This is a genomic window from Kingella bonacorsii, assembly GCF_016623605.1.
Taxonomy (GTDB): domain Bacteria; phylum Pseudomonadota; class Gammaproteobacteria; order Burkholderiales; family Neisseriaceae; genus Kingella_B; species Kingella_B oralis.
On sequence record NZ_JAEHNZ010000003.1, the window covers coordinates 234,571 to 257,074 of the forward strand.

Here is a 22,504-nt window from a genome sequence, read left to right on the forward strand (position 1 = left end):
ACAGGTTTTTTGTTTTTCATTCTTACCGAAGGAGCAAACCATGAGCGCATTCACTCAAACGCTGACCCTTGCCAACGGCACCGCCATTCCGCAACTGGGCTTTGGCACATGGATGATTGGCAACGCCGATGCCGGCCCTGCCGTTCAGGCTGCCTTAGCCGCAGGCTACTGCCATCTAGACACCGCCCAAGATTACGGCAACGAGCAAGGCGTGGGCGCAGGCATCCGCGCCAGCGGCATCGCGCGGGAAGAGATTTTTCTCACCAGCAAATTGCTCGCACAGCATAAAAATTATGCCGATGCCCAAGCCGCGCTGGCGCAATCGTTTGTGGATTTGGATGTGGATTACATAGATTTGATGCTGATTCACGCGCCGCAGCCGTGGACGGATTTTCGCGAAAGCAACCATTACTTTGCGGGCAACTTAGCGGCGTGGCGGGCGATGGAAGAGCTGTATCACGCAGGCAAAATCCGTGCCATCGGCGTGTCTAATTTTGAAGAAGCCGATTTGCAAAACCTGCTAGACCACGCCGAAGTGCCGCCTATGGTGGATCAGATTTTGGCGCACATCAGCAATATGCCGTTTGCGTTGATTGATTTTTGCCGCGCCCACCGCATTGCCGTGGAAGCCTATTCGCCGCTGGGACACGGTGTGATGCTGCGCAACCCCGCGCTTGCCGATATCGCCGCGCATTACGGCGTATCCGTTGCCCAGCTGTGCATCCGCTATTGCTTGCAGCACGGCTTAATCGCCCTGCCCAAAACCGCCCATCCCGCCAAGATGCGCGAAAACGCAGCCGTGGATTTTGAGATTAGTGCGGCGGATATGACGGCGTTGGATGCGCTGCCCGCCATTGAACATTACGGCGAAGTCGCCACCTTTCCAATTTACGGCGGCAAAAAGCATTTGGACGGGACTTATACGGCGCGGTATTTTAATCGGCGCGATTTGTTGAAATAGCGAAAAGGCAGCCTGAAAAAGGAAAAGACAGCCTGAAAACACCCAATTCCGTTTTCAGGCTGCCTTTTGCTCTTGCGGCAATCAATCCCCCATCGCCGCCAACAACTCCGCCTGATGCTCGGCAATCAGCGCGGCGGTGATTTCTTCCATATCGCCGTCCATCACAAAATCGAGCTTGTGCAGGGTAAGGTTGATGCGGTGGTCGGTAACACGGCCTTGCGGGTAGTTGTAGGTGCGGATGCGCTCGCTCCTGTCGCCGCTGCCGATCAGCGATTTGCGCTCGGCGGCTTCTTTGGCTTGGGCTTCGCGTTTTTGTTTGTCGTTGAGCCGCGCAGCGAGTACCTTCATCGCTTGCGCTTTGTTGGCGTGTTGGCTGCGCCCATCTTGGCATTCCACCACCATGCCCGTTGGCAAGTGGGTGATGCGGATGGCGGAATCGGTTTTGTTGATGTGCTGGCCGCCCGCGCCCGATGCGCGGAAGGTGTCGATGCGCAAATCGGCGGGATTGAGCTGGATTTCTTCCAACTCGTCCGCTTCGGGCATCACGGCGACGGTGCAGGCGGATGTGTGGATGCGCCCTTGGCTTTCGGTCGCGGGCACGCGCTGCACGCGGTGGCCGCCCGATTCAAATTTCAGTTTGCTGTATGCGCCCAGCCCAATCAGCCGCACGATCACTTCCTTGTAGCCGCCCAAGTCGCTTTCGTTGGCGGAGACGATTTCGGTTTGCCAGCGGTTGCGCTCAGCGTAGCGGCTGTACATACGCAGCAAATCGCCTGCGAACAGCGCGGCTTCGTCGCCGCCCGTTCCTGCACGAATTTCTATAAAGATGTTTTTGTCGTCATCGGCATCTTTGGGCAGCAGGAGTTTTTGCAATTCAAAATCCAGCCGTTCAATGGCTTCTTTGGCAGCCTGAATTTCTTCGGCGGCAAAATCTTTCATTTCGGGGTCGGATAACATTTCTTGCGCGTCTGCCAAATCGTTTTGCGCTTGGGTGTACGCATGGTAGGTTTCCACGATGGGCGTAAGCTCGGCGTGCTCTTGGTTGAGACGGCGATAGCTGTCCATGTTTGCGGTGGCTTCGGGCGAGCCGAGCAAGGCGGTTACTTCTTCTAGGCGGTGAGATAGGTTTTGCAGTTTGGATTGGATGGATGGTTTCATGATGGCGGGGATAGGGTGGGAAAGGGTTTTCAGGCTGCCTGAAAGGGGTTAAAAAAAGGGCGAATTATACGGGAAACAGGGGGATTGCTGTTGCGGCAGCCTGAAAAATCGTTGGGGTGGTTTGGGCTTTACTGTTCGCTTTGCTCGGCAGCTGGCTCTTGCTGGCTGATACGGAGCAGTAAATGTTTTACAGATAAGGCGGGCAAAGACTTTGAGGCAGCCTGAAAACGCATAGTCAAAGCATTTCCCGTTTTCAGGCTGCCTATCAGTGAACAAAATCGGCATAGCCTACACCCGCCATTGCCAAAAGGCAGCCTGAAAACATCCCTTACCACTACCATCCTTTTTCAGGCTGCCTCCGCCCCAGCTATCAAGGCAGCCTGAAAATCACTATAATCCCCCGTTTTCAAATGCTTAACACACGCCACCCCATGAGAACCCCCGCCGCCCTGCTGCTCACCCTCTCCCTGCTCGCCCCGCACACCGCCCCCGCCGCCAACGAAACACCCGCCAATGCCAACGCCCAGCTAGACACCGTGCGCGATGCCATCGCCGCCACGCAAAAAGACCTCGCCGCCACGCAAGCCGCGCAACGCCGCGCCACGCAAATCCTGCGCGAAACCCAAATCGCCATCGCCAAAGCCCGCCGCGAGCTCAACGAGCTCACCCAGCGCGAGCAAGCCGAATGGCAAAAACTCACCGCCCTGCAAGCCACCCTATCCCAGCTGCAAACCAACATCAGCAACACCAAAGCCCAAGTTGCCCAACTGCTTGCCAACAACTACAAAAACCCCCAGCCCGCCGCCGTAGCCCTGCTGCTCAAAAGCAGCGACGCCAACCAAAAAAGCCGCTTTCTTGCCTACACCCGCCACATCAATCAAGCCAACAAAAAGCTGATTGACAAACTGGTGCAACAACAAAGCGAGCTCAACAGCCAACAGCAAGCCATTAACACCGAGCTTAAACGCATTGAACAACTCGCCGCCCAGCAACGGCAAAAGCTGAAAAAACTCGGGCAAACCCACAGCCAAGCCCAAGCCGACAGCAGCCAACTAAGCCAAGACATCAGCGCGCGCCGCCAAAAACTCGCCCAACTGCAAGCCAACGAACGCCAGCTCAACCAAGTCATCGCCAACATCGTTGCCAAGCAAAACGCCCAACGCAAAGCCGAAGCCGAACAGCGCGCGCAAGAAGCCCGCAAACGCGCCCAAGCCGCTAGCCAACACAACGGTAAAGCCCCCAAATCCACGCTCACCCGCGAAGACCTAAACCTGCGCCCCGAGCAGCCCCAACGCGCCGAACCGCAACGCACCGAAGCCGCGCCGCAAAAACCCCTGCGCGGCATCATGCCCGCATCGGGCAACATCATCGGACGCTTCGGCACCGCCCGCCCCAGCGGCGGCACATGGCGCGGCATCTTCATCGCCACCGCGCCCGCCCCCGTGCGCAGCATCGCCGCCGGCACGGTGGTGTACACCGCCAACCAAGCGGGCTACGGCAATATGATGATTATTGACCACGGCAACGGCTATATGTCGGTGTATGCAGGGCTGTCCGCCATCCACGCCGGCAACGGCAGCCGCGTGAACGCAGGGCAAAACATCGCCACCAGCGGCACGCTGCCCGCAGGCGAGCAAGGCTTGTATTTGGAGCTGCGCTACCGCAACAAAATTATGAATCCGTTGGTGTGGCTAAGATAAACAGACAACAATAGGCAGCCTGAAACGCGTTGCATGCTTTTCAGGCTGCCTATTGTTGTGTCTATCGTAGGGCGGGGTAACCCGCTTGCCCGCCGTGCGTTGATAACATGATGGCGGGTAACAAACATCCGCCCTGCCTTCGTCATGGCTTTCAGACCGAACCCTTTGCCAAACCTGCAACCGATGGAGCGTCGGCGGCTTGCCGACATTTTGCCAACCCGCAAAACCCTACAAAACACGCCATCTGGCGACGAGCCGTCGCCGCTCCATTTTAGATTTCAGGCTGCCTATTGATACTCGCATAGGCAGCCTGAAAATGTTTACCCATCCCATCAACAATCCGCAACACTGGCGGCTTGCCAACATTTTGGCAACACATGCAATCCTGTTTCCGTCCAACGCGCTATTTTTTAAATTTCAGGCTGCCTATTGGTACTCGCATAGTCAGCCTAAGGATTTTGCGAAACCTAAGTAGGTCGGCATGGATGCCCGACGTTTTTAGTTGTCGCGGATTATGATAAATAGGTCTGCGTTTGTCGGGTATGAATGATTTGTCGGGCATAAATGCCCGACCTACTGATTGTTTCTACAATCATCCAAATATCAAACAAAATTCGCATCTGCATGTGAATAATGGCATTTCTTATTTTTAGCTTCGCTACACAGGCTGCCTCAAGGTTTTTGAAAAGGTTTCAGGCTGCCTATTGATTTACCAATAGGCAGCCTGAAACACTATTTCGCCGCGTTCGCCAACATCTCCGCCGCGTGTTGCCGCGTGGTGTCGGTGATTTTCTCGCCGCCGAGCATACGGGCGATTTCGTTTACCCGTGTGCTGTCATCTAACACGCTGATTTCGCTAACAGTTTGTTCGCCGTCGCTGTGTTTGGCAACTTGCCAATGGTGTTCACCGCAGGCGGCGACTTGCGGCAGGTGGGTGATAGCGAGCACTTGGTGCTGTTTGCCCAGCGTGCGCAGGGCGCGTCCTACGGTTTCGGCAACGCCGCCGCCGATGCCTGTGTCCACTTCGTCAAAAATCAGCGTGGGCACTTGGGTGTATTGGCTGGTTACCACTTGGATGGATAGGCTGATGCGGGCGAGTTCGCCGCCTGATGCGACTTTGTTGAGCGGACGCAGCGGTGTGCCTTTGTTGGCGGCGACTTGGTATTGGATGTGTTCCAAGCCGTGCGCGGTGGGGCTGCTCGGTTGCAGTTCTATGTGGAATTTCGCGCCTTTCATGGCGAGTGTTTGCATGTGTTCGGTGGTTTCGTGGGCGAGCTTGCTGGCGGCTTTGTGCCGTGCGCTGGATAGCTGCTGGGCGATTTGCATATAGGCATCTTGCGCTTGGGCAACGTTTTTTTGCAGCGCTTCAATATCGGTGGCGGCTTCTAGCTGTTGCAAGGCAGCCTGAATTTCTGCCAGCTTGTTGGGCAACTCTTCGGGCTCTATGCGGTATTTGCGGGCGATGCTCATCAGCTCACTGATGCGCTCTTCTTTGGCGTGCAATTCGTTGGGGTTGATTTCTATGTCGCTGAGCACGCTGCCCATATTGCGGCTGATTTCGCTTAATTCGGCTTCTATGCTATCTAGCATTTCTAGGCTTTCGGCAAAGCGCGGTTCTATGTGTTCCAGCTTGTTTAGGGTGCGCTGGCTGCGGCTGATTTGGCGGGCGATGCCGTTGTCGCTGTCTATGTATTCCAAAACTTCGTTTGCCGCTTGCAGCAGCTCGGCGGCGTTGGCAAGGCTGTCGTGGCTTTGGTTTAGGCTTTCCCATTCGCCTGTTTCGGGGGCGATTTGGTCTAGCTCGTTGTATTGCCATTCTAGGCGTTCGCGCTCTATGGCGATGTTTTCGGCTTGGGTTTGCGCATCGCTCAGCGCTTGTTGCGCGCTTTGCCATGCTTGGTAGGCGGCTTGGGTTTGCTCTACCAGTTTCAGGCTGCCTGAAAAGGCATCTAGCAATTGGCGTTGCGCGGATTCTTGGTTTAGGGAGTGGTGCGCGTTTTGTCCGTGGATGTCTATGAGCTGCGAGCCGATGTGTTTGAGCTGGGCAAGCGTAGCGGCTTGGTTGTTGATGTAGCTGCGGCTTTTGCCTTTGATGTCTATGGTGCGGCGGATGGCTAGCTCGCTGCTGTCGTCATCCAGCAAGCCTTGTTCGCGCAACTCGACTTGCAGGGCGGGGTGTTCGCTGATGTCAAACAAGGCAGAGAGCTGCGCTTCGTTTGCGCCTGTGCGGATTTGGCTGTAATCGGCTTTGTCGCCCAACAGCAGGGCGATGGCATCCAGCGTGATGGATTTGCCCGCGCCTGTTTCACCTGTGAGCACGGTGAAGCCGTTTTGGAAGTTTAAATTGAGTTTTTCTACGATGACGAAGTTTTGCAGGGAAAGGGCGAGGAGCATGGGGATTGCCTTTGCTGTGAAATGGTTGGGTGGATTGGGGCGCGATATTACTGCATTTGAGGCAGCCTGAAAACGAGCGCAGCGCGTTTCTGCGGAGCTAAAACGAGCGCAGCGCGTTTCGTTGGCACAATCCAAAAATCGTATAATCCGCCCTTTCCCCTTTTCAGGCTGCCTTTATGCCCCACTACATCGGACGCTTCGCCCCCAGCCCCACCGGCTTGTTACACATCGGTTCGTTGCTCACCGCCGTCGCCTCGTATGCCGACGCACGCGCCCACGGCGGGCAATGGCTGCTGCGCATGGAAGACCTAGACCCCCCGCGCGAAATGGCAGGCGCAGCGGATAACATCTTGTTCACATTAGAACAATTCGGCTTTGAATGGGACGGCGCAGTTGCCTACCAAAGCCAACGCCACGCCCTCTATCGCGCCACACTCGGCAGCCTGAAAGCCGCAGGCTTGGCGTATCCCTGCTATTGCAGCCGCAAAGATTGGCACGCCGCCGCCCAAATGGGCGCGGACGGCTTTGTGTACAACGGCGCGTGTCGCCCCAACAGCGTTTTCAGGCTGCCTCATGATGCCCACAAAGCCCCCGCATGGCGCATCATTGTGCCCGATGAAACCATCGCCTTTGCCGATAAAATTGTCGGGCATTACGCGCAAAACCTCGCCCACGACATCGGCGATTTTGTGCTGCTGCGCGCCGATGGGCATTGGGCGTATCAACTCGCCGTGGTGGTGGACGATGCCGCACAAGGCATCACGCATATTGTGCGCGGGCAGGATTTGCTGGTGTCCACCCCGCGCCAAATCTACCTGCAACGTTGCCTGAACGCGCCCACGCCGCATTACGCCCATCTGCCGCTGCTGGTGAACGTGCAAGGGCAAAAGTGGAGCAAACAGACGCTCGCCCCCGCGCTGGATTTGTCGGCGCAAGAAACCCTACTGCGCCAAGTGTGCGCCTATCTCAACATCCCCCCCGCGCCCGAAGTGAACCGCCCGCGCGATGTGTTGGATTGGGCGGTGGCAAACTGGGATATGGCGCGCGTGCCGAAGCAGGCGATTTGCACGGAGTAGGGTTTCAGGCTGCGTTTTTTAGGGATGTGGTTTTCAGGCTGCATCAATGATTGTTAAACGGCTATGCCCTGCCCTACTCCAAAGGCAGCCTGAAAACCAACCCAATGGAGCGTCGGCGGCTCGCCGACATTTCGCATCTTGGCAAATCAGCCATGCTCTGTTTGAAGCTGTTGGCGACGAGCCGTCGCCGCTCCATACTCGTTTCAGGCTGCCTTCTGAGTAACTTTCAATAATAAAGACAGCCCAATCTCTCCCATCACAAAAACCATCCAAAAAGCAGCCTGAAAACCATTCCCCAGTTTTCAGGCTGCCTTTTTTGGTCAATCCATCACAAACGTTTAATGCTACCGTCCGCTCCCCTACGTCCAGCCGAACGCAGCATTCTTTTTTCGGAAAAAAGCGTGCGCCTGCCCGACGGCGCACGAAGTGCGACTAGTTCACACACGCCGAAAAAAGGATGCGGAGTGAGGGAAGTTTGGCGCAGCCAAACCTGCACGTCGGAGTCGCCTTTCTTTTGCTTACTTTTCTTTGGCGAAGCAAAGAAAAGTAAGTCGCCGCGCCGCGATTAGGCGCAAAGGTAAACACTACGCCCCAAGCCAACCACAAAGCACCAAACCCCTTTTTCAGGCTGCCTTATCCTGTAAACAAAGGTAGCCTGAAAACCAACCCAATGGAGAGTCGGCGGCTCGCCGACATCTTGGCAAACCAGCCACGCTCTGTTTGAAGCTGTTGGCGACGAGCCGTCGCCGCTCCATACCCATTTCAGGCTGCCTTACCAGTTAGCAAAAATCCCCCTACCCCATCCCCAAAAGGCAGCCTGAAAACCAAAATTGCCAAACAAACCACGCCCCAAAAAAATCCCACACACAAAAAAAAGCAGCCCAAAAACGCACCAAACACATTTTCAGGCTGCCCATCTATCCACTTCAATCAAATCCTACTTCGTAAACTTCTCCAACGCCGCCACGGCTGGCAATTCCTTGCCTTCCAAAAATTCCAAAAACGCGCCGCCGCCTGTTGAGATATAGCTAATTTTATCAGTTACGCCAAACTTAGCGATGGCCGCCAGCGTATCCCCGCCGCCCGCAATGGAAAACGCATTGCTCGCGGCAATCGCTTCGGCAACGGCTCTTGTGCCGCCTGCAAAGTTGTCAAATTCAAACACGCCAACGGGCCCGTTCCACACAATCGTGCCTGCGTTTTGCAAAATTTCCGCCAAGCGCGCACGCGATTGCTCGCCGATATCCAAAATTTGCTCGTCCTTGCCGATTTGGTTTACATCGCGCAGCAGCGGCGCGGCGGTTTCGGAAAACTCAGTTGCCACAATGCAGTCCACAGGCAGCGGAATCGGATTGCCGCGCTGCGCCATTTTTTCCATAATCGCGCGCGCTTCGTTCACCAAATCGGCTTCCACCAACGATTTGCCCAATTCTTTGCCCTGCGCCAGCAAGCAAGTGTTGGCGATGCCGCCGCCCACAATTAGCTCGTCCACCTTGTCCGCCAAGCTGTTGAGAATGGTGAGCTTGGTGGACACTTTGCTGCCCGCCACAATCGCCACCAGCGGACGGGCGGGGTTTTTCAAGGCTTTGCCCAGCGCGTCCAATTCCGCTGCCATCAAAATGCCCGCGCAGGCAATGGGCGCAGCGGCGGCAACGGCTTCGGTGGACGCTTGGGCGCGGTGCGCAGTGCCAAACGCATCGTTCACAAAAATATCGCACAAGGCGGCGTAGGCTTTGCCCAGCTCGGGGTCGTTTTTCTTTTCGCCTTTGTTAACGCGCACGTTTTGCAGCAGCGCAACTTCGCCCGCTTTCAGGCTGGGCGGATTGTCGCGCCAGTCGTTCAACACTTTAACTTCCTTGCCCAGCAGTTTGCCCAAATGCGCGGCAACGGGGGCAACGTCGTCTTCAGGGTGGAATTCACCTTCGGTGGGGCGGCCCAGATGCGTCATCACGATGATGGCTGCGCCGTTGTCCAAGCAATATTGGATGGACGGCAGCGATGCGCGGATGCGGGTGTCATCGCTGATTTTGCCGTCTTTAAAGGGGACGTTTAAATCGGCGCGGATGAGCACGGTTTTGCCGTTTACATTTTGGTCGGTGAGTTTGAGAAATGGCATGGAGAAGTCCTTTGTAAGGGGTTGAGAAAGGGGTTTCAGGCTGCCTCAATTGACGAAGCGGGCTGGTAATAGCTGCCATATTCCTGCTCTATTTGCTGCAATAAAGTTTTAGCAGGCAGCGGCAACCAATCTGAGGAAAGATTAAATTCTGGCTGGCTGAGAAATGCTTTGTGTTCATGTGGCGGGATGTTGGCAAGATACGGCTTGGGGTGTTTGAGTTTAATGGTTAAGCCGTGTGAGCAAGGAAATTCAGAAGACAATCGTATATCGTCAATATCTTGCCATGCGATTGTGCCAAGCTGCGCAGCGGTTAAACCGTATTCATCAAGGCGAAATAGATAATAGCTGCCGTATTCCCGAGCAATTTGTTTCACTAATTTTTTAGCAGGTATGGGCAACAAGTATCGGGAAATTTGCAAGACAGAAAACTTCTGGAATGATTTGCGCTTGTGCGGTTTGATTTTGGCAGCATAAGGCTCAGGTTTTTTAATTTTGATCTCAATACCATAAACATAAATGAAACCCTTGTTGGATTCCAAATAGGGCTGTATATATTCAATATCTTGCCATGCGATGGTGCCGACGGGGGCGTAGTTTATGCCCTGCTCATCAATCACAAGCAGCGATTCTTGGCGATAAGTCTCTAATACATCAAATACATAACGAAAAGACGTGCCAACCATAAACATAAAACATAAAACGCAAAAAATCATTACCCCAAGGGACGAAGCGTTGAATGCTTGGTACAAAATAAATAGCGGAATAGATAACCAAACCAGCAATGACAGGGTAATAAGCAAGCGGTTAAACGGTATAACAATGGGCTGGTGCATGTTTTTTTCCTTTTCAGGCTGCCTCAATGGGCAATGGCAAGCCACGCAATGATACCCGAGAACAACGCCAAAAGGCAGCCTGAAAACGGGCGGATACTCGTTTTCAGGCTGCCTTTTTAAGCGCGCCAAGCTATGCCGTGATGGCTGTTTAGGCGGCGGCAAACAAATCGTTCAACCCTTCGGCAATGGTGGGATGGGTGAAGATTTGGTTTTTGATGTAGCTGGCGGGGATTTTATGGTCTATCGCCATTTTAAACAGGTTGATGATTTCGTGCGATTCGGCGCAAAACAGGGTTACGCCGAGAATTTCGCCGCTTTCGCTGTCCACAATCGCTTTGAGCAGACCATCGGTTTGTCCCAAAATTTTGGCTTTGGGGATGGCTTCGGCTTTCAGTTTCAGCACTTTATAGCTGCGCCCTGATTGCGCGGCGGCGGTTTCGGTCATGCCGATGTGCGACAGCGGCGGCTCGGTGAAGGTGGTGGTGGGGAAGGTGGCGCGGTCGTTGCGGCTGCGCGTGCCGTTGCCAAGCAGCTGGTCGCGCACAATGCGGTAATCATCCAGCGAAATGTAGGTAAACATGGGGCTGCCCGCCACGTCGCCCATTGCCCAAATATGCGCTTTGCCCAGCACGCGGCATTGTTCATCGGTGGCGATAAAGCCGCGCTCGGTGGTGGCGATGCCTGCGTTTTCCAGCGCGAGCGCGGCGGTGTTGGGATGCCGTCCAATCGCCACCAACACGGCATCGGCGGCAAATTCACCCTGATTGGTTTGCACCACCACGCCATCGCCCTGCTCGGCAAAGGCGTTGATGGCAATGCTTTGCACCACATTGATTTGGCGGCTATTTAACACGCGCAGCATTTCTTCGGCGATGTCGCGGTCTTCGCGCGGCAGGAACACGGGGCTGTTGTCTAAAATGGTTACTTGGCTGCCAAATTGTTGATACATAAAGGCAAATTCCAGCGAGATATAGCCGCCGCCAATAATCACCAGCCGCTTGGGGCGCTCGGCAAGCGACAGCATTTCGGTGCTGTAATGCACGCGCGGATGGTCTGCGCCTGCAACGTTAAGCGGGTTAGATGTTGCGCCCGTGTTGATGAAAATGCGCTCGGCGCGGATAGTTTGCTCGCCTTGTGCGCCGCGCAGGATAACGGTGTGCTCGTCTTGAAACTGGGCTTGGGCATGGATCACTTGCACGTTTGCCATGTTGTCTAGCTTGGCGAAATTGGCGGCGCGCAGCTTGGGGATTAGGTTGTTTTTGGCTTGCATGGCAGCCTGAAAATCGTGCTGCTTTGCGCCCTCTACTAGCAGTTTTTTGCTGGGAATGCAGCCGATGTTGATGCACGTGCCGCCGTACATTTGCTCGTCTTGTTCTACTAAAACAACGCTTTGCCCGTGGTTGGCTAAATCGGCGGCAAGAGTTTTGCCTGCTTTGCCAAAACCGATGATGAGATTTTGTGTGTGCATGGTGGTCTCCAAAATAAAAAAACAAGATGCGGATGATAGGGGCATCTTGTTGGCGAGTATGGTGTAAACGGCGCGTTTTATGGTGAAAAGGGCTGATTTGGGCGCTCGGTGGTTTTCAGGCTGCCTTAATCTACATCGTAGTCGCGCATTTTGCGTTCTAGGCTGTCTAAGCGGCGGTTGGTGTGTTCTATTTGGCGTTGCAGGTTGCTAAGCTGCTGTTGGCAGTCGTTCAGCTGGTGGGCGAGTTGGTTGTATTGTTCTTGATTGATTGGGCTGCTGGGGCTGTTTGCGGCAGCCTGAAAACCGAAAGTTTCAACGGAGTTAGAACGGAAAAATTGCCCGATGTTTTGCAGGGTTTGCCCGATTTGCTGGGCTTTTTGCGCGAGCGCGTGGGCTTGGTCTTCGCCGAAGATGCGTTGCAAGTCTTGCTGCGGCGTGTAGCGCAGTTGGCTGCAACAGGATAGCAGGTTGATGCCGATGGTGGTGTCGCCTTCTATGGCGAGATCGCTGAATTGGGGCATTGCGCCGCGCAGGATGTTGGGCAGGGCATCGTTGTGCAGAATCAGCGTGCTGTCGGGGTGTTGTGTGCTGGCTTCTAGCAAGCCGTGGGCGTTGATGCGCCCGACAATATTCAGGCTGCCTGTTTGCAGCGCGATAACGATGCCGTTGTAGCCTGCCAGTTGGGCGCAGACTTCGGGGTTGTGGGACAAGATGTGGTTGATGAGTGGGATGGAGAGCATTTGGCTATGGGTTTTCAGGCTGCCTAATGGTGCAACAGGGCAGCCTGAAATAGGATTGGTGTGTTTTGAAAAGGAAGGAACTTGGGTTGATGGCGTTTTCAGGCTGCCTTTGGCGGACGCATTAGGCAGCCTGAAAATGCGTTGCATGGTTGATGCTGCTAACAATGCTGCTAATGATGCAAAAACCGTTTTCAGGCTGCCTTTGCCGTTCCCAAGGCAGCCTGAAACTTCATACTTCGGATGATTACGCCTTAGCCTGCCAAGTATCTTTCAACCCCACCGTGCGGTTAAACACAGGCTGTTGCCCTGTTTTATGGTCATAACGGTCGGTAACAAAATAGCCGATGCGCTCAAACTGCCAATGGCTTTCGGGCGGCAAATCGTTTACCGCGCTTTCGGCATAAGCGGTGATTTCGCGCACCGAATCGGGGTTGAGAAAATCGGTAAACGGCAGATATTCGCCATCGTCGCCGCGCACCGCATCGGGGCGTTCCACCGTAAACAAGCGGTCATACAGCCGCACGGTAATCGGCGTGGCGTGCTCAGCAGACACCCAATGAATCACGCCTTTCACCTTGCGCCCTTCGGGGTTTTTGCCCAGCGTATCGTGGTCGATGCTGCATTTCAGTTCAACAATCTCGCCGTTCGCATCTTTCACCACTTCATCGCAGCGCATCACATAGCTGTGGCGCAGGCGCACTTCGCCGCCCAGCGTTAAGCGTTTCCAGCCCTTGGGCGGCTCTTCGGCAAAATCGTCTTGCTCAATATAAATCGTTGCGCCAATCGGCACATCGCGCTCGCCAAACTCGGGATGGTTGGGATGGAACGCGGCGGTGCGGCTTTGGGTAACGCCCGCTTGGTAATTGGTGAGCGTAACTTTCAGCGGGTTTAACACCGCCATCAAGCGCGGCGCGGCGTGTTCCAATTCCTCGCGGATGGCGCCTTCCAGCACGCTCATGTCCACCACGTTTTCCGATTTGGAAATGCCGGCGCGTTTGGCAAACAGGCGCAGCCCCTCGGGCGTGTAGCCGCGGCGGCGCATACCGGAGATGGTAGGCATGCGCGGGTCGTCCCAGCCGCTGACGTGTTTTTCGGTTACCAGTTGGTTGAGCTTGCGTTTGGACGTGATGGAATACAGCAATTCCAAGCGCGAGAACTCGTATTGATGTGGGCGCGTGGCGTGCGGCGCGGGAATGTTGTCCAACACCCAGTCATACAGCGGGCGGTGGGCTTCAAATTCGAGCGTGCACAGCGAGTGGGTGATGCCTTCGATGGCGTCGGAAATGCAGTGGGTGTAGTCGTACATCGGGTAGATGCACCATTTGTCGCCGGTGTTGTGGTGGTGGGCGCGGCGAATGCGGTAGATGACGGGGTCGCGCATGTTTACATTGCCCGAGGCCATGTCAATTTTCAGACGCAGGGTTTTGCTGCCGTCTGGGAACGCGCCGTCACGCATTTTATAAAATAAATCAAGGTTTTCTTCCACGCTGCGCTCGCGGTAGGGGCTGTTTTTGCCCGCTTCGGTGAGCGTGCCGCGGTATTCGCGCATTTCTTCGGGCGTAAGATCGTCCACATAGGCTTTGCCGTCTTTAATTAAACCAACGGCGTAATCAAACAGTTGGTCAAAATAGTTGGAGGCATATCGCGCTTCGCCCGCCCAATGAAAGCCCAGCCATTCAACGTCTTCTTTGATGGAATTGACGTATTCGTCGTTTTCTTTTTCGGGGTTGGTGTCGTCGAAACGCAGGTTGCATTGCCCATCAAAAATGTAAGCTAAGCCGAAGTTAAGGCAGATGGATTTGGCGTGCCCGATGTGCAAATAGCCGTTGGGCTCGGGGGGAAAGCGGGTGTGGATGGCGGCGTGCGCGCCCGTTTTGAGGTCGTCTTCGATGATGGTGCGGATGAAGTGGTTGTCGGCAAATTGGTCTTTGGTCAGCATGGTGGTCTCACAAATGATTTTCAGGCTGCCTTTGAACTGTGATGCAGCCTGAAAACGGTCAATGAAATGGGAGCGAATTGTACCCGAAAGCAGCCGTTTTGTGGGCTTGGCAAACCGCTCTAAAATAATCTGCGCCGGATGCGAAAAACCGCTTGCGTTGCCCCCTGTTTTTGCGTTTAATCGCGCCTGTTTTCCAAGCCTTTTATTGACCCTAGGCGTGCTTAAAACCACGCCCTTTTTATTTAGGAACCAACATGAACAAAACCCTGCTTGCCAGCATGCTCGCCGCCTTATTCTTGGGTGCGTGCAGCGGTTCGGACAACCAAGACCAGTCGGCTGCTGTCGCGTCCGAATCCGCGCAAAAGAACAACGCTGCCACCAGCCAACTGAATCTTTACGTTTGGTCTGATTATGTAGACCCCGACACCATCACCGAATTTGAAAAAAACAATTCAGTTGAAGTAACCCAAGCGTTTTATGACAGCAACGAAGTATTGGAAGCCAAGGTTTTAACCGGCAAATCAGGCTTTGACCTCGTCGCCCCATCCATCGCCAACGTCGGACGGCAAATCAAAGCGGGCGCGTATCAGGAAATCGACAAAAGCCAAATCCCCAACTACAACAACATCGACCCCGAGCTGCTCAAACTGATGGCGCAAGTGGACGCGGGCAACAAATACGCCGTCCCCTATTTCTGGGGCATTAACACTCTGGCCATCAACAAAAAACTCGTCGCCAAAGCCCTCGGCACAGACCAACTGCCCGCCAACGAATGGGATTTGGTTTTCAACCCCGAATACACCGGCAAGCTCAAACACTGCGGCATCAGCTTTTTTGACAGCCCCACCGAACAATTCCCCCTTGTGCTCAAATACATCGGCAAAGACCCCAACAGCAACGACAAAGCCGACCTGGAAGCCGCCGCCGAAACCATGCGTAAAGTACGCCATGACGTGCGCCTGTTCAGCTCGTCTGGCTACATCAACAATCTCGCGCAAGGCAATTTATGCGTTGCCATCGGCTACGGCGGCGATTTGAACATCGCCAAACGCCGCGCCGCCGAAATCGGCAACAACGACATCCAAGTGCTCACCCCCAAAACAGGCGTAGGCATCTGGATAGATTCGTTCATGATTCCCAAAGACGCCAAAAACATTGCCAACGCGCATAAATACATCAACTACACGCTCGACGCCAAAGTCGCCGCCAAAAACGGTAATTTTGTAACCTACGCCCCGGCCAGCCAAGGCGCGCGCGCCCTGATGGACAAAACGCTTGCCGACGACCCGTCCATTTTCCCCAGCCCCGAAACCAAAGCCAACAGCTTTGTGGTGCTGCCCAAAACGCCCGAAACCGTCAAACTGCAAACCCAGCTTTGGCTCAACCTCAAAACCAAACGCTAAACCGGCCCAGCAGGCATCTTGCGACACAGATGCCTGTTTTGCCTGTGTTTAGGCAGCCTGAAAACGGGTTTTGTTCATCTCAACCTCGTCGAACTTCGTTTCAGGCTGCCTCATCCTCCCCAACACCGCCATGAATCCCCTCATCACCCACCTGCGCCCCGCCAAACACGAAGACTGCCACACCATCTACGAACTGCACCGCCTATCCGTGCGCCACACCTGCATCAAAAGCTACAACCAAGAAATCCTAGACGCATGGCTCAGCCAACTCAACCCCAACGGCTACGCCGCCGCGCTGGACAACCCGCACAAAACCATGTGGGTAATCGAATACAAAAACCGCATCGGCGGCTTTTTCCTGCTGGACACCCAAGAAGCCCTGCTGGACGCGCTCTATGTCCATCCCTTCTTACAAAACAACGGATTAGGCACAGCCATGCTGCAACGCGCCGAAAAACTCAGCACCGCCGCCAATTTAAGCGTGCTCAAAGTGTACGCATCCATGAATTCCGTTAATTTCTACGCCCTTAACGGCTACGAAGCGCTTGGCGAAGCCATTATGCCGTTTAACCAAAACATCGCCACACGCTGCATGCTGATGAGAAAATTTCTACAATAAAAACAAACCAATCTTTGCGAACCACAAGCGCCAAGATTGACAAAACCTAACCGCACCTATATCATCGCGTACTTTCCTTCTTGGAGTAATGGCTGAGAGGCTGAAGGCACACCCCTGCTAAGGGTGCATGTGGGCTTAAACCTGCATCGAGGGTTCGAATCCCTCTTACTCCGCCAAATATAAAACGACGCTGGTTTATTCAGCGTCGTTTTTGTTTTGCCTAATCCAAAATTTCGCCCGCGATGCTTTTCAGGCTGCCTCATTGTCATATAGATATAGGCAGCCTGAACCCTTATTTATTATCTTTATTTATTGCATCTGCACCGAGCCGCGCACCGTTTGCCGCACCGTCCGCACGCCCGCATCCAAGTCCATCGGCATCGCCGCATCCATTGCCTTCGCGCTGCGCGCAAAACTTTCCGCCATCATGGGCGCTGCTGCCACGCCCTCCTCCCCGTTTTCAAACGACTGATGCAATTCCACGCGCACAATCTTGTAGTTTGCAAACCCCAGCGTGCGGCTCACCTTCTGCGCCCGCGTGCGAAACGACCGCAACGCCTGCTCGCTTGCCTCATCCACCGCCGCCGCATATTTTTTCGGCGACACGCTAAACGACACATCGCCCAACATCGCATCCTGCTGGCTATCTGCCACCAGCTTGCTCAGCGCCGCAAAATCCGTACTTTTCACATAAATATCCGCCGAATCCGTCCAGCCCTTAATCCCCACGCGTTTTTCATCATATTCTGGATAAACACTGCGGCTGCCCGATTCCACCTCAAACGCCTGATTGCCTTTCGCCCGCGCCAGCACCGCGTTCACGCGCTTGGTAACCTTATTGCTCACCGCCTCGCGCGAAGCTCCCGATTCCACCACGCGCAGCGTAACCGACATCGTGTCGTTGGGCACGCGCACGCTCGCGCTTTCGGAAAACTCCGCCACGTTGTAATGCAACTCTTCCGACATCGCGGGCGCAGCCAAACCCAAAGTCGCAAGCAAAACCCATTTCTGAAACATCATCAAACACTCCTAATAAAGATACAAAAAAGCCGTTTAGGCAGCCTGAAAAGCACAAAGTTACAACGAAACGCATTATACAAAGCGAAACCGCCAAAAACCATACAGTGCATTCTGAAAACATGATATTATCCGCCGCTTCAAAATTAAGCGCTCCGCTAAAACAAAAGGATAACAACCATGGCAAAGCTCACCGAAAAAGACATTCTCGCATGGGACGGCCCGGAAGAAGACTACATGAACGCGCAACATCTAGAATTTTTCCGTAACCTGCTCAGCCAGCAGCAAGACGAAATCATCAACAAAGCCGATGCCACCACCGACCGCATGCAACACGACACCGCATCCGCTGCCGACCCCGCCGACCGCGCCAGCCAAGAAGAAGAATACGCCCTAGAACTGCGCGCCCGCGACCGCGAACGCAAACTGCTCGCCAAAATCCAAGCCGCGCTGCGCGAAATCGACGAAGGCGAATACGGCTTCTGCCACGACACCGGCGAACCCATCGGCTTAAAACGCCTGCTCGCCCGCCCCACGGCAACCCTATCCGTTGAAGCGCAAGAACGCCGCGAACGCTTAAAAAAACAATTTGCCGATTAAGCCCACACCCGATAACGCGATTATCGGGTGTTGTGTTTTCGCCTCGCCAAACTGCGTTTCAGGCTGCCGAACCCTGTTTTGATTAAGCCTGAGGCAGCCTGAAAACGAAGTTACAAAGCCAAACCCATCCGCACAACAAAAATCCCAACAACAACCATGACCGCACCCAACCACTACGAAAACTTCCCCGTCGGCTCCATCCTGCTCCCGCGCCACCTGCGCCGCCCCATCCACGCCGTTTACGCCTTTGCCCGCACCGCCGACGACATCGCCGACGAAGGCAACGCCACCCCCGCCGAACGCCAAGCCCAACTCGCCGCGCTCACCGCCGAGCTAGACCGCATCGCCGCCAGTCAAGCCCCGCACACCCCGCTGATGCAACGGCTGCACCGCGAAGCCATCGCCCCCTTCGCCCTGCCGCTCAAACCCTTCTACGACCTACTCTCCGCCTTCCAGCAAGACACCGAAAAAACGCGCTACCAAAACTTCGCCGAGCTGATTGACTACGCGCGCCGCTCTGCCAACCCCATCGGGCGCATCATCCTCCAGCTTAACGGCACCACCGACCCCTATCACCTTGCCCAAAGCGACGGCATCTGCACCGCCCTGCAACTCATCAATTTTTGGCAAGACATCGCGCTAGACTGGCAGAAAAACCGCGTTTATCTGCCGCAAGACGACTTAATGAAATTCCAAGTGCGCGAGCATGACATCGCGCAAGGCAAAATCACCCCGCAACTGCGCCAACTCATCGCCCACCAATGCAGCAAAACGCACAAAATCCTGCACGCAGGCGCGCCGCTGGGCAAAGCACTCACGGGGCGCATCGGCTTTGAAATCCGCATGATTATTTTAGGCGGCAACCGCATTTTGGAAAAAATCGCCGCCAATCAATACGATGTGTTTCAACACCGCCCCACGCTGGATTGGAAAGACTGGCTGCACATTGTGAAACGCGCGTGGCAGAAAAAATAAACCGCCTGCAAAATGGGCTGGATGGCATGACCCAAACGGGCGAAGCTGAAACAGCGTTAAACGGCTGTTCCGGCTTCGCCCGTTTTCAGGCTGCCGCCATGTCGGATAAATATACCCCAAAAGCAAACATTCATGTATGTTGATATATGCCTACACCCCCGCAATCCACGCAATAAAAGCATAAAATGTTGTATTTAAATAAAATCAGCAGCAAATTTAGCATAATCCGCCCCGTTATCAGCTTGACAGGTATGAAATAAAAATACATAATACGCCCCATCCAGTCGCACACGCGGTTGGATATTTCTCCTCTATTTTCTCCTTTGTAGATTCGCGCTCGTTGCAAAACGAGCGCATTTTTTTTGCCTGCATGACAACGACAAGGCAGCCTGAAAACGGGTTCGCACGCTTCGGCGAAGCAAACCCGTTTTCAGGCTACCTTGGGCTTTTTGGGCGCAATCCCGCGCCAAACCCGTTTCATTCAATACCTTGCCATATCGGGCTCAATTTCCTGCGCCCACGCCGCTATGCCGCCCGCCAAGTTATACAGTTCTTCAAAACCTGCGTGTTCCAAAAAGCGGGCAACGTTTAGGCTGCGCAAGCCGTGGTGACAATAGACGACAATCGCCACGCCGTCGGGCAGTTCGTTTTGCCGCAAGGGGACGAGGTTCATGGGGATGTGCGTGCTGTTGGAGATTTGGCAGATTTGCGTTTCGCCCTCTTCGCGCACGTCAAGCAGGAGCGTGTCGGGGCGTTGTTGCAACAGGGTTTGGGCTTGTTGCGGGGTCAGTTGGGTAATCATAAGGCAGCCTGAAAAGCGTAAAAGGGGGCAAGTTTAGCGCAAAAGAGGCGCGAAATCTGCGTTTTTTGGCGTGCGCGATGGTGCGCGGTAACAATGGGTTTGGACTACGAACCGCCGCTCCGGTTTCGGTTTCAGGCTGCCTTTATACCGCGCGGATTGAGGCAGCCTGAAATGCGTATTTGCTTGCCGCTCTGAAAACAAGGCGGCGTGATGCCACTTTTTTAGCGCAACATTTGCCTGTCTACCATGGTTTAACGGTTTTCAGCGGCAGGATTTGTTGATAACATGCCCGACTACATCGCACTACATTCCAGGCAGCCTGAAACGCCGTACAGCGCAGCCAAACCGAAAACCATCACGCGCAAGGAGCACTTCATGTCTTCATCTACCCTTATCCCCAAACTGCAAGAAATCGTCGGCAGCCAATATGTGCTAACCGACCCCGCGCAAACCCTGCCTTTCCGCGAAGGCTACCGCTTCGGCTCGGGCAACGCGCTAGCCGTAGTGCGCCCCGCCACGCTGTTGGAGCAATGGCGCGTGCTGCAAGCCTGCGTGGAAGCAGGCGTGATTGTGATTAGCCAAGCCGCCAACACAGGGCTAACAGGCGGCTCCACCCCCAGCGGCAACGATTACGACCGCGACATCGTTATCATCAACACCATGCGCAACGACGGCATTCAGCTTATCAACAACAACGAACAAGCCGTTTGCCTACCGGGTTCCACGCTCAACAAACTGGAATTGCTGCTCAAACCGCTCGGGCGCGAACCGCACAGCGTGATTGGCTCATCGTGCATCGGCGCATCTATTGTGGGCGGCGTGTGCAACAACTCGGGCGGCGCGCTGGTGCAACGCGGCCCCGCCTACACCGAAATGGCGTTGTACGCCCAAATCAACGCAGCAGGCGAACTAGAATTGGTGAACCATTTGGGCATAGATTTGGGCGACACACCCGAAGAAATTTTAACCAACTTGCAAGGACATCATTACCAACGCAAAGACATCAGCGCAGGCGGCAAAGGGCACGACCACGCCTATTGCAACCATGTGCGCGAAATTGATGCCGACACCCCCGCCCGCTTCAACGCCGACCCCGCGCGGCATTACGAAGCGTCGGGCAGCGCGGGCAAGCTCGCCGTGTTCGCCGTGCGCCTGGATACCTTCCCCGCCGAAACGCAAACCGCCGTGTTCTACATCGGCACCAACGACACCACCGTGCTCACGCAAATCCGCCGCGATATGCTCGGCAGCTTCAAAACGCTGCCCGTGTCGGGCGAATACATCCACCGCGAAGCGTTTAACATCGCCGAAGTGTATGGCAAAGATATGTTTTACGTGATTAAACACGCCGGCACGCACAACCTGCCCAAACTCTTCACCGCCAAAGACAAAGCCGACCGCATCGCCAAAAAAATCCCCTTTCTGCCGCAGCATTTTGCCGACCGCTTCTTGCAATTCGCATCCAAACTTTTGCCGCAGCATCTGCCGCAAATCATGCTGGATTACCGCGACCGCTACGAGCATCATTTAATCGTAAAAGCAGGCGGCGACGGCGTAGCCGAAACGCGCGACTATTTGCGCCAATTTTTCAGCGACCCGAGCAAAGGCGGCTATTTTGAATGCGATGCCGCGCAAGCGCAGGCGGCGATGCTGCACCGTTTTGCCGTAGCCAGCGCAGCCGTGCGCTATCGCGCCGTGCATCACGATGAAGTGGAAGACATTGTTGCGCTGGACATCGCGCTGCGCCGCAACGACCGCGACTGGCTGGAAGTGCTGCCTGAAAGCATCAATGGCAAACTGAGCCACAAGCTGTATTACGGGCATTTCTTCTGCCACGTTTTCCACCAAGATTACATCGTGAAAAAAGACAACGACTGCATGGCGTTGGAACACGAAATGTGGCATCTGCTGGACGAGCGCGGCGCGCAATATCCTGCTGAGCATAACGTGGGACATTTGTATGTGGCGAAACCCGAGCTGAAATCGTTCTATCGCCGGCTTGACCCGACCAACAGCTTTAACGTGGGCATTGGGCAAACCAGTAAGAAAAAGGGCTGGGACGAATAGCGCGATGCGGTTAAGGCAGCCTGAAAACGGGTATTTTGTGTTTTCAGGCTGCCTTAGCTCGTTTGAATGATGATGAAAGGCAGCCTGAAACGGCTGCGCCCCGCCAACAAAAACAATCCAAACAAAAACAGCCAAAGCGCATTGCCTTGGCTGTTTTTTTAACGAAGATTAATGGGCCGCAGGTGCTTGCGGTGCAGTTTTTGCTGCGGGCGCGGCTTGTTGTGGCGCGGGAGCGACGGCGGCGGGCGCAGTTTCCATGGTTTGTGGCGCGTCTTGGGCAACGGATTTGCCTTTGGCGGCTTTGCCTTTCAGGGCTTTGCCGTGTGTTTTTGCAACTGCTGGGTTCGCGCCTTTATGCGATGCTTTGCCTGCGTGCCCAGCAACAGGTGCGGCAACGGCGGCAAAAGAAGTGGTTAGAGCCAAGAGTGCGAGAACTTTTTTCATAAGTACATCCTTAATATGAGTTTTCAAAAACACTTGACCTTGATGAGAATAAATCCCAATCAAGGCCAAGTGCAGGCAGTCTAACAAGGCAAATCCGCGCTGTCAGCCCACTTTAAAAAATCAAACGTTTCTTTTCAGGATTTAATCACTGTAAAGACGGGCGAAGCGCAGCGGCTTGTTTACAAGATAACG

General features: G+C 54.6%; 23 protein-coding genes and 1 tRNA gene. 14 read left to right on the plus strand and 10 right to left on the minus strand.

The window, feature by feature from the left end:
* Positions 1–40: 40 nt before the first annotated feature.
* Positions 41–961 carry an aldo/keto reductase gene (locus tag JDW22_RS10130; RefSeq protein WP_200522958.1) on the plus strand — a complete coding sequence of 307 codons (921 nt, stop codon included), beginning with the start codon at positions 41–43 and terminating at the stop codon, positions 959–961.
* Positions 962–1,042: 81 nt separating this feature from the next.
* Here JDW22_RS10130 and prfA read toward each other — a convergent pair whose 3' ends face one another.
* Entirely contained in the window at positions 1,043–2,119 is a 1,077-nt protein-coding gene (prfA, locus tag JDW22_RS10135) for a peptide chain release factor 1 (RefSeq protein ID WP_200522959.1), read from the minus strand.
* A 431-nt stretch (positions 2,120–2,550) separates the two neighbouring features.
* Here prfA and JDW22_RS10140 point away from each other — a divergent pair, with 431 nt between their 5' ends.
* From JDW22_RS10140 to JDW22_RS10145, 3 genes are all read left to right on the plus strand, one after another.
* Positions 2,551–3,819, plus strand: coding sequence for a murein hydrolase activator EnvC family protein (locus tag JDW22_RS10140; RefSeq protein ID WP_200522960.1), 1,269 nt, complete (start codon positions 2,551–2,553; stop codon positions 3,817–3,819).
* A 165-nt stretch (positions 3,820–3,984) separates the two neighbouring features.
* Positions 3,985–4,113, plus strand: coding sequence for a hypothetical protein (locus JDW22_RS13990; RefSeq protein ID WP_268884235.1), 129 nt, complete (start codon positions 3,985–3,987; stop codon positions 4,111–4,113).
* Between the two features lie 22 nt (positions 4,114–4,135).
* The gene (locus JDW22_RS10145) at positions 4,136–4,294 is read left to right on the plus strand and encodes a hypothetical protein (protein ID WP_200522961.1); all 159 of its coding nucleotides are present in this window, start codon (positions 4,136–4,138) and stop codon (positions 4,292–4,294) included.
* Positions 4,295–4,551: 257 nt separating this feature from the next.
* Here the strand turns inward: JDW22_RS10145 and recN are convergent, their stop codons facing one another.
* A complete protein-coding gene (recN, locus tag JDW22_RS10150) occupies positions 4,552–6,213 on the minus strand; it encodes a DNA repair protein RecN (protein ID WP_200522962.1) in 1,662 nt (553 codons plus the stop codon).
* Positions 6,214–6,389: 176 nt separating this feature from the next.
* On the opposite strand from recN, the gene gluQRS reads away from it, so the two are divergent.
* Together gluQRS and JDW22_RS10160 are read left to right on the plus strand one after the other, a co-directional pair.
* A complete protein-coding gene (gene gluQRS, locus JDW22_RS10155) occupies positions 6,390–7,289 on the plus strand; it encodes a tRNA glutamyl-Q(34) synthetase GluQRS (protein WP_200522963.1) in 900 nt (299 codons plus the stop codon).
* A gap of 46 nt (positions 7,290–7,335) precedes the next feature.
* Positions 7,336–7,512 (plus strand): hypothetical protein, encoded by a 177-nt coding sequence (locus JDW22_RS10160; protein ID WP_200522964.1) that lies wholly within the window; start codon positions 7,336–7,338, stop codon positions 7,510–7,512.
* 714 nt (positions 7,513–8,226) lie between these two features.
* On the opposite strand, the gene JDW22_RS10165 is transcribed toward JDW22_RS10160, so the two are convergent.
* Positions 8,227–9,405 (minus strand): phosphoglycerate kinase, encoded by a 1,179-nt coding sequence (locus JDW22_RS10165; protein ID WP_200522965.1) that lies wholly within the window; start codon positions 9,403–9,405, stop codon positions 8,227–8,229.
* A gap of 35 nt (positions 9,406–9,440) precedes the next feature.
* Positions 9,441–10,238 (minus strand): STM3941 family protein, encoded by a 798-nt coding sequence (locus tag JDW22_RS10170; protein WP_200522966.1) that lies wholly within the window; start codon positions 10,236–10,238, stop codon positions 9,441–9,443.
* Between JDW22_RS10170 and JDW22_RS13995 the strand changes: the two genes are divergently transcribed.
* Positions 10,233–10,358, plus strand: coding sequence for a hypothetical protein (locus tag JDW22_RS13995; protein WP_268884236.1), 126 nt, complete (start codon positions 10,233–10,235; stop codon positions 10,356–10,358). The two genes, JDW22_RS10170 and JDW22_RS13995, sit on opposite strands and share 6 nt — an antisense overlap.
* Positions 10,359–10,386: 28 nt before the next feature.
* On the opposite strand, the gene JDW22_RS10175 is transcribed toward JDW22_RS13995, so the two are convergent.
* The 3 genes from JDW22_RS10175 to JDW22_RS10185 form a co-directional block, all read right to left on the minus strand.
* On the minus strand, positions 10,387–11,706 hold the full coding sequence (locus tag JDW22_RS10175) for an FAD-dependent oxidoreductase (protein ID WP_200522967.1): 1,320 nt from the start codon (positions 11,704–11,706) through the stop codon (positions 10,387–10,389).
* Between the two features lie 125 nt (positions 11,707–11,831).
* Positions 11,832–12,593 (minus strand): hypothetical protein, encoded by a 762-nt coding sequence (locus JDW22_RS10180; protein ID WP_200522968.1) that lies wholly within the window; start codon positions 12,591–12,593, stop codon positions 11,832–11,834.
* A gap of 97 nt (positions 12,594–12,690) precedes the next feature.
* Positions 12,691–14,385: a glutamine--tRNA ligase/YqeY domain fusion protein gene (locus JDW22_RS10185; protein ID WP_200522969.1), complete on the minus strand. Its 1,695-nt coding sequence runs from the start codon at positions 14,383–14,385 to the stop codon at positions 12,691–12,693.
* A 254-nt stretch (positions 14,386–14,639) separates the two neighbouring features.
* Here JDW22_RS10185 and JDW22_RS10190 point away from each other — a divergent pair, with 254 nt between their 5' ends.
* The 3 genes from JDW22_RS10190 (at position 14,640) to JDW22_RS10200 (ending at position 16,583) form a co-directional block, all read left to right on the plus strand.
* Positions 14,640–15,788 (plus strand): polyamine ABC transporter substrate-binding protein, encoded by a 1,149-nt coding sequence (locus JDW22_RS10190; RefSeq protein ID WP_003797467.1) that lies wholly within the window; start codon positions 14,640–14,642, stop codon positions 15,786–15,788.
* Between the two features lie 130 nt (positions 15,789–15,918).
* Entirely contained in the window at positions 15,919–16,407 is a 489-nt protein-coding gene (locus JDW22_RS10195; RefSeq protein ID WP_003797469.1) for a GNAT family N-acetyltransferase, read from the plus strand.
* A gap of 82 nt (positions 16,408–16,489) precedes the next feature.
* Positions 16,490–16,583, plus strand: a tRNA-Ser gene (locus tag JDW22_RS10200).
* Positions 16,584–16,716: 133 nt separating this feature from the next.
* Here the strand turns inward: JDW22_RS10200 and JDW22_RS10205 are convergent.
* A complete protein-coding gene (locus JDW22_RS10205) occupies positions 16,717–17,427 on the minus strand; it encodes an SIMPL domain-containing protein (protein ID WP_200522970.1) in 711 nt (236 codons plus the stop codon).
* Positions 17,428–17,604: 177 nt separating this feature from the next.
* On the opposite strand from JDW22_RS10205, the gene dksA reads away from it, so the two are divergent.
* The 3 genes from dksA to JDW22_RS10220 all read left to right on the plus strand — a co-directional run bounded on the left by dksA (position 17,605) and on the right by JDW22_RS10220 (position 19,142).
* Positions 17,605–18,024 (plus strand): RNA polymerase-binding protein DksA, encoded by a 420-nt coding sequence (gene dksA / locus JDW22_RS10210; RefSeq protein WP_003797475.1) that lies wholly within the window; start codon positions 17,605–17,607, stop codon positions 18,022–18,024.
* A gap of 156 nt (positions 18,025–18,180) precedes the next feature.
* Positions 18,181–18,999 (plus strand): squalene synthase HpnC, encoded by an 819-nt coding sequence (hpnC, locus tag JDW22_RS10215; protein WP_200522971.1) that lies wholly within the window; start codon positions 18,181–18,183, stop codon positions 18,997–18,999.
* On the plus strand, positions 18,984–19,142 hold the full coding sequence (locus JDW22_RS10220; protein WP_003797482.1) for a hypothetical protein: 159 nt from the start codon (positions 18,984–18,986) through the stop codon (positions 19,140–19,142). Before hpnC ends, JDW22_RS10220 begins: the two co-directional genes overlap by 16 nt.
* Before the next feature lie 338 nt (positions 19,143–19,480).
* On the opposite strand, the gene JDW22_RS10225 is transcribed toward JDW22_RS10220, so the two are convergent.
* The gene (locus tag JDW22_RS10225) at positions 19,481–19,801 is read right to left on the minus strand and encodes a rhodanese-like domain-containing protein (protein WP_200522972.1); all 321 of its coding nucleotides are present in this window, start codon (positions 19,799–19,801) and stop codon (positions 19,481–19,483) included.
* Between the two features lie 375 nt (positions 19,802–20,176).
* On the opposite strand from JDW22_RS10225, the gene dld reads away from it, so the two are divergent.
* Positions 20,177–21,868: a D-lactate dehydrogenase gene (gene dld, locus JDW22_RS10230; protein WP_200523040.1), complete on the plus strand. Its 1,692-nt coding sequence runs from the start codon at positions 20,177–20,179 to the stop codon at positions 21,866–21,868.
* A 168-nt stretch (positions 21,869–22,036) separates the two neighbouring features.
* Here the strand turns inward: dld and JDW22_RS10235 are convergent, their stop codons facing one another.
* Positions 22,037–22,312 carry a hypothetical protein gene (locus JDW22_RS10235; protein ID WP_200522973.1) on the minus strand — a complete coding sequence of 92 codons (276 nt, stop codon included), beginning with the start codon at positions 22,310–22,312 and terminating at the stop codon, positions 22,037–22,039.
* Positions 22,313–22,504 lie beyond the last annotated feature (192 nt).

Coding starts and splice junctions, on each gene's coding strand:
- JDW22_RS10165 (WP_200522965.1), bottom strand. CDS start 9,405: ATGCCATTTCTCAAACTCACCGACCAAAATGTAAACGGCAAAACCGTG.
- JDW22_RS10190 (WP_003797467.1), top strand. CDS start 14,640: ATGAACAAAACCCTGCTTGCCAGCATGCTCGCCGCCTTATTCTTGGGT.
- JDW22_RS10170 (WP_200522966.1), bottom strand. CDS start 10,238: ATGCACCAGCCCATTGTTATACCGTTTAACCGCTTGCTTATTACCCTG.
- recN (WP_200522962.1), bottom strand. CDS start 6,213: ATGCTCCTCGCCCTTTCCCTGCAAAACTTCGTCATCGTAGAAAAACTC.
- JDW22_RS10130 (WP_200522958.1), top strand. CDS start 41: ATGAGCGCATTCACTCAAACGCTGACCCTTGCCAACGGCACCGCCATT.
- JDW22_RS10140 (WP_200522960.1), top strand. CDS start 2,551: ATGAGAACCCCCGCCGCCCTGCTGCTCACCCTCTCCCTGCTCGCCCCG.
- dksA (WP_003797475.1), top strand. CDS start 17,605: ATGGCAAAGCTCACCGAAAAAGACATTCTCGCATGGGACGGCCCGGAA.
- JDW22_RS10205 (WP_200522970.1), bottom strand. CDS start 17,427: ATGATGTTTCAGAAATGGGTTTTGCTTGCGACTTTGGGTTTGGCTGCG.
- dld (WP_200523040.1), top strand. CDS start 20,177: ATGTCTTCATCTACCCTTATCCCCAAACTGCAAGAAATCGTCGGCAGC.
- JDW22_RS10195 (WP_003797469.1), top strand. CDS start 15,919: ATGAATCCCCTCATCACCCACCTGCGCCCCGCCAAACACGAAGACTGC.
- JDW22_RS10225 (WP_200522972.1), bottom strand. CDS start 19,801: ATGATTACCCAACTGACCCCGCAACAAGCCCAAACCCTGTTGCAACAA.
- JDW22_RS10160 (WP_200522964.1), top strand. CDS start 7,336: ATGATTGTTAAACGGCTATGCCCTGCCCTACTCCAAAGGCAGCCTGAA.
- JDW22_RS10235 (WP_200522973.1), bottom strand. CDS start 22,312: ATGAAAAAAGTTCTCGCACTCTTGGCTCTAACCACTTCTTTTGCCGCC.
- JDW22_RS10185 (WP_200522969.1), bottom strand. CDS start 14,385: ATGCTGACCAAAGACCAATTTGCCGACAACCACTTCATCCGCACCATC.
- JDW22_RS10145 (WP_200522961.1), top strand. CDS start 4,136: ATGTTTACCCATCCCATCAACAATCCGCAACACTGGCGGCTTGCCAAC.
- prfA (WP_200522959.1), bottom strand. CDS start 2,119: ATGAAACCATCCATCCAATCCAAACTGCAAAACCTATCTCACCGCCTA.
- gluQRS (WP_200522963.1), top strand. CDS start 6,390: ATGCCCCACTACATCGGACGCTTCGCCCCCAGCCCCACCGGCTTGTTA.
- hpnC (WP_200522971.1), top strand. CDS start 18,181: ATGACCGCACCCAACCACTACGAAAACTTCCCCGTCGGCTCCATCCTG.
- JDW22_RS10180 (WP_200522968.1), bottom strand. CDS start 12,593: ATGCAACGCATTTTCAGGCTGCCTAATGCGTCCGCCAAAGGCAGCCTG.
- JDW22_RS10175 (WP_200522967.1), bottom strand. CDS start 11,706: ATGCACACACAAAATCTCATCATCGGTTTTGGCAAAGCAGGCAAAACT.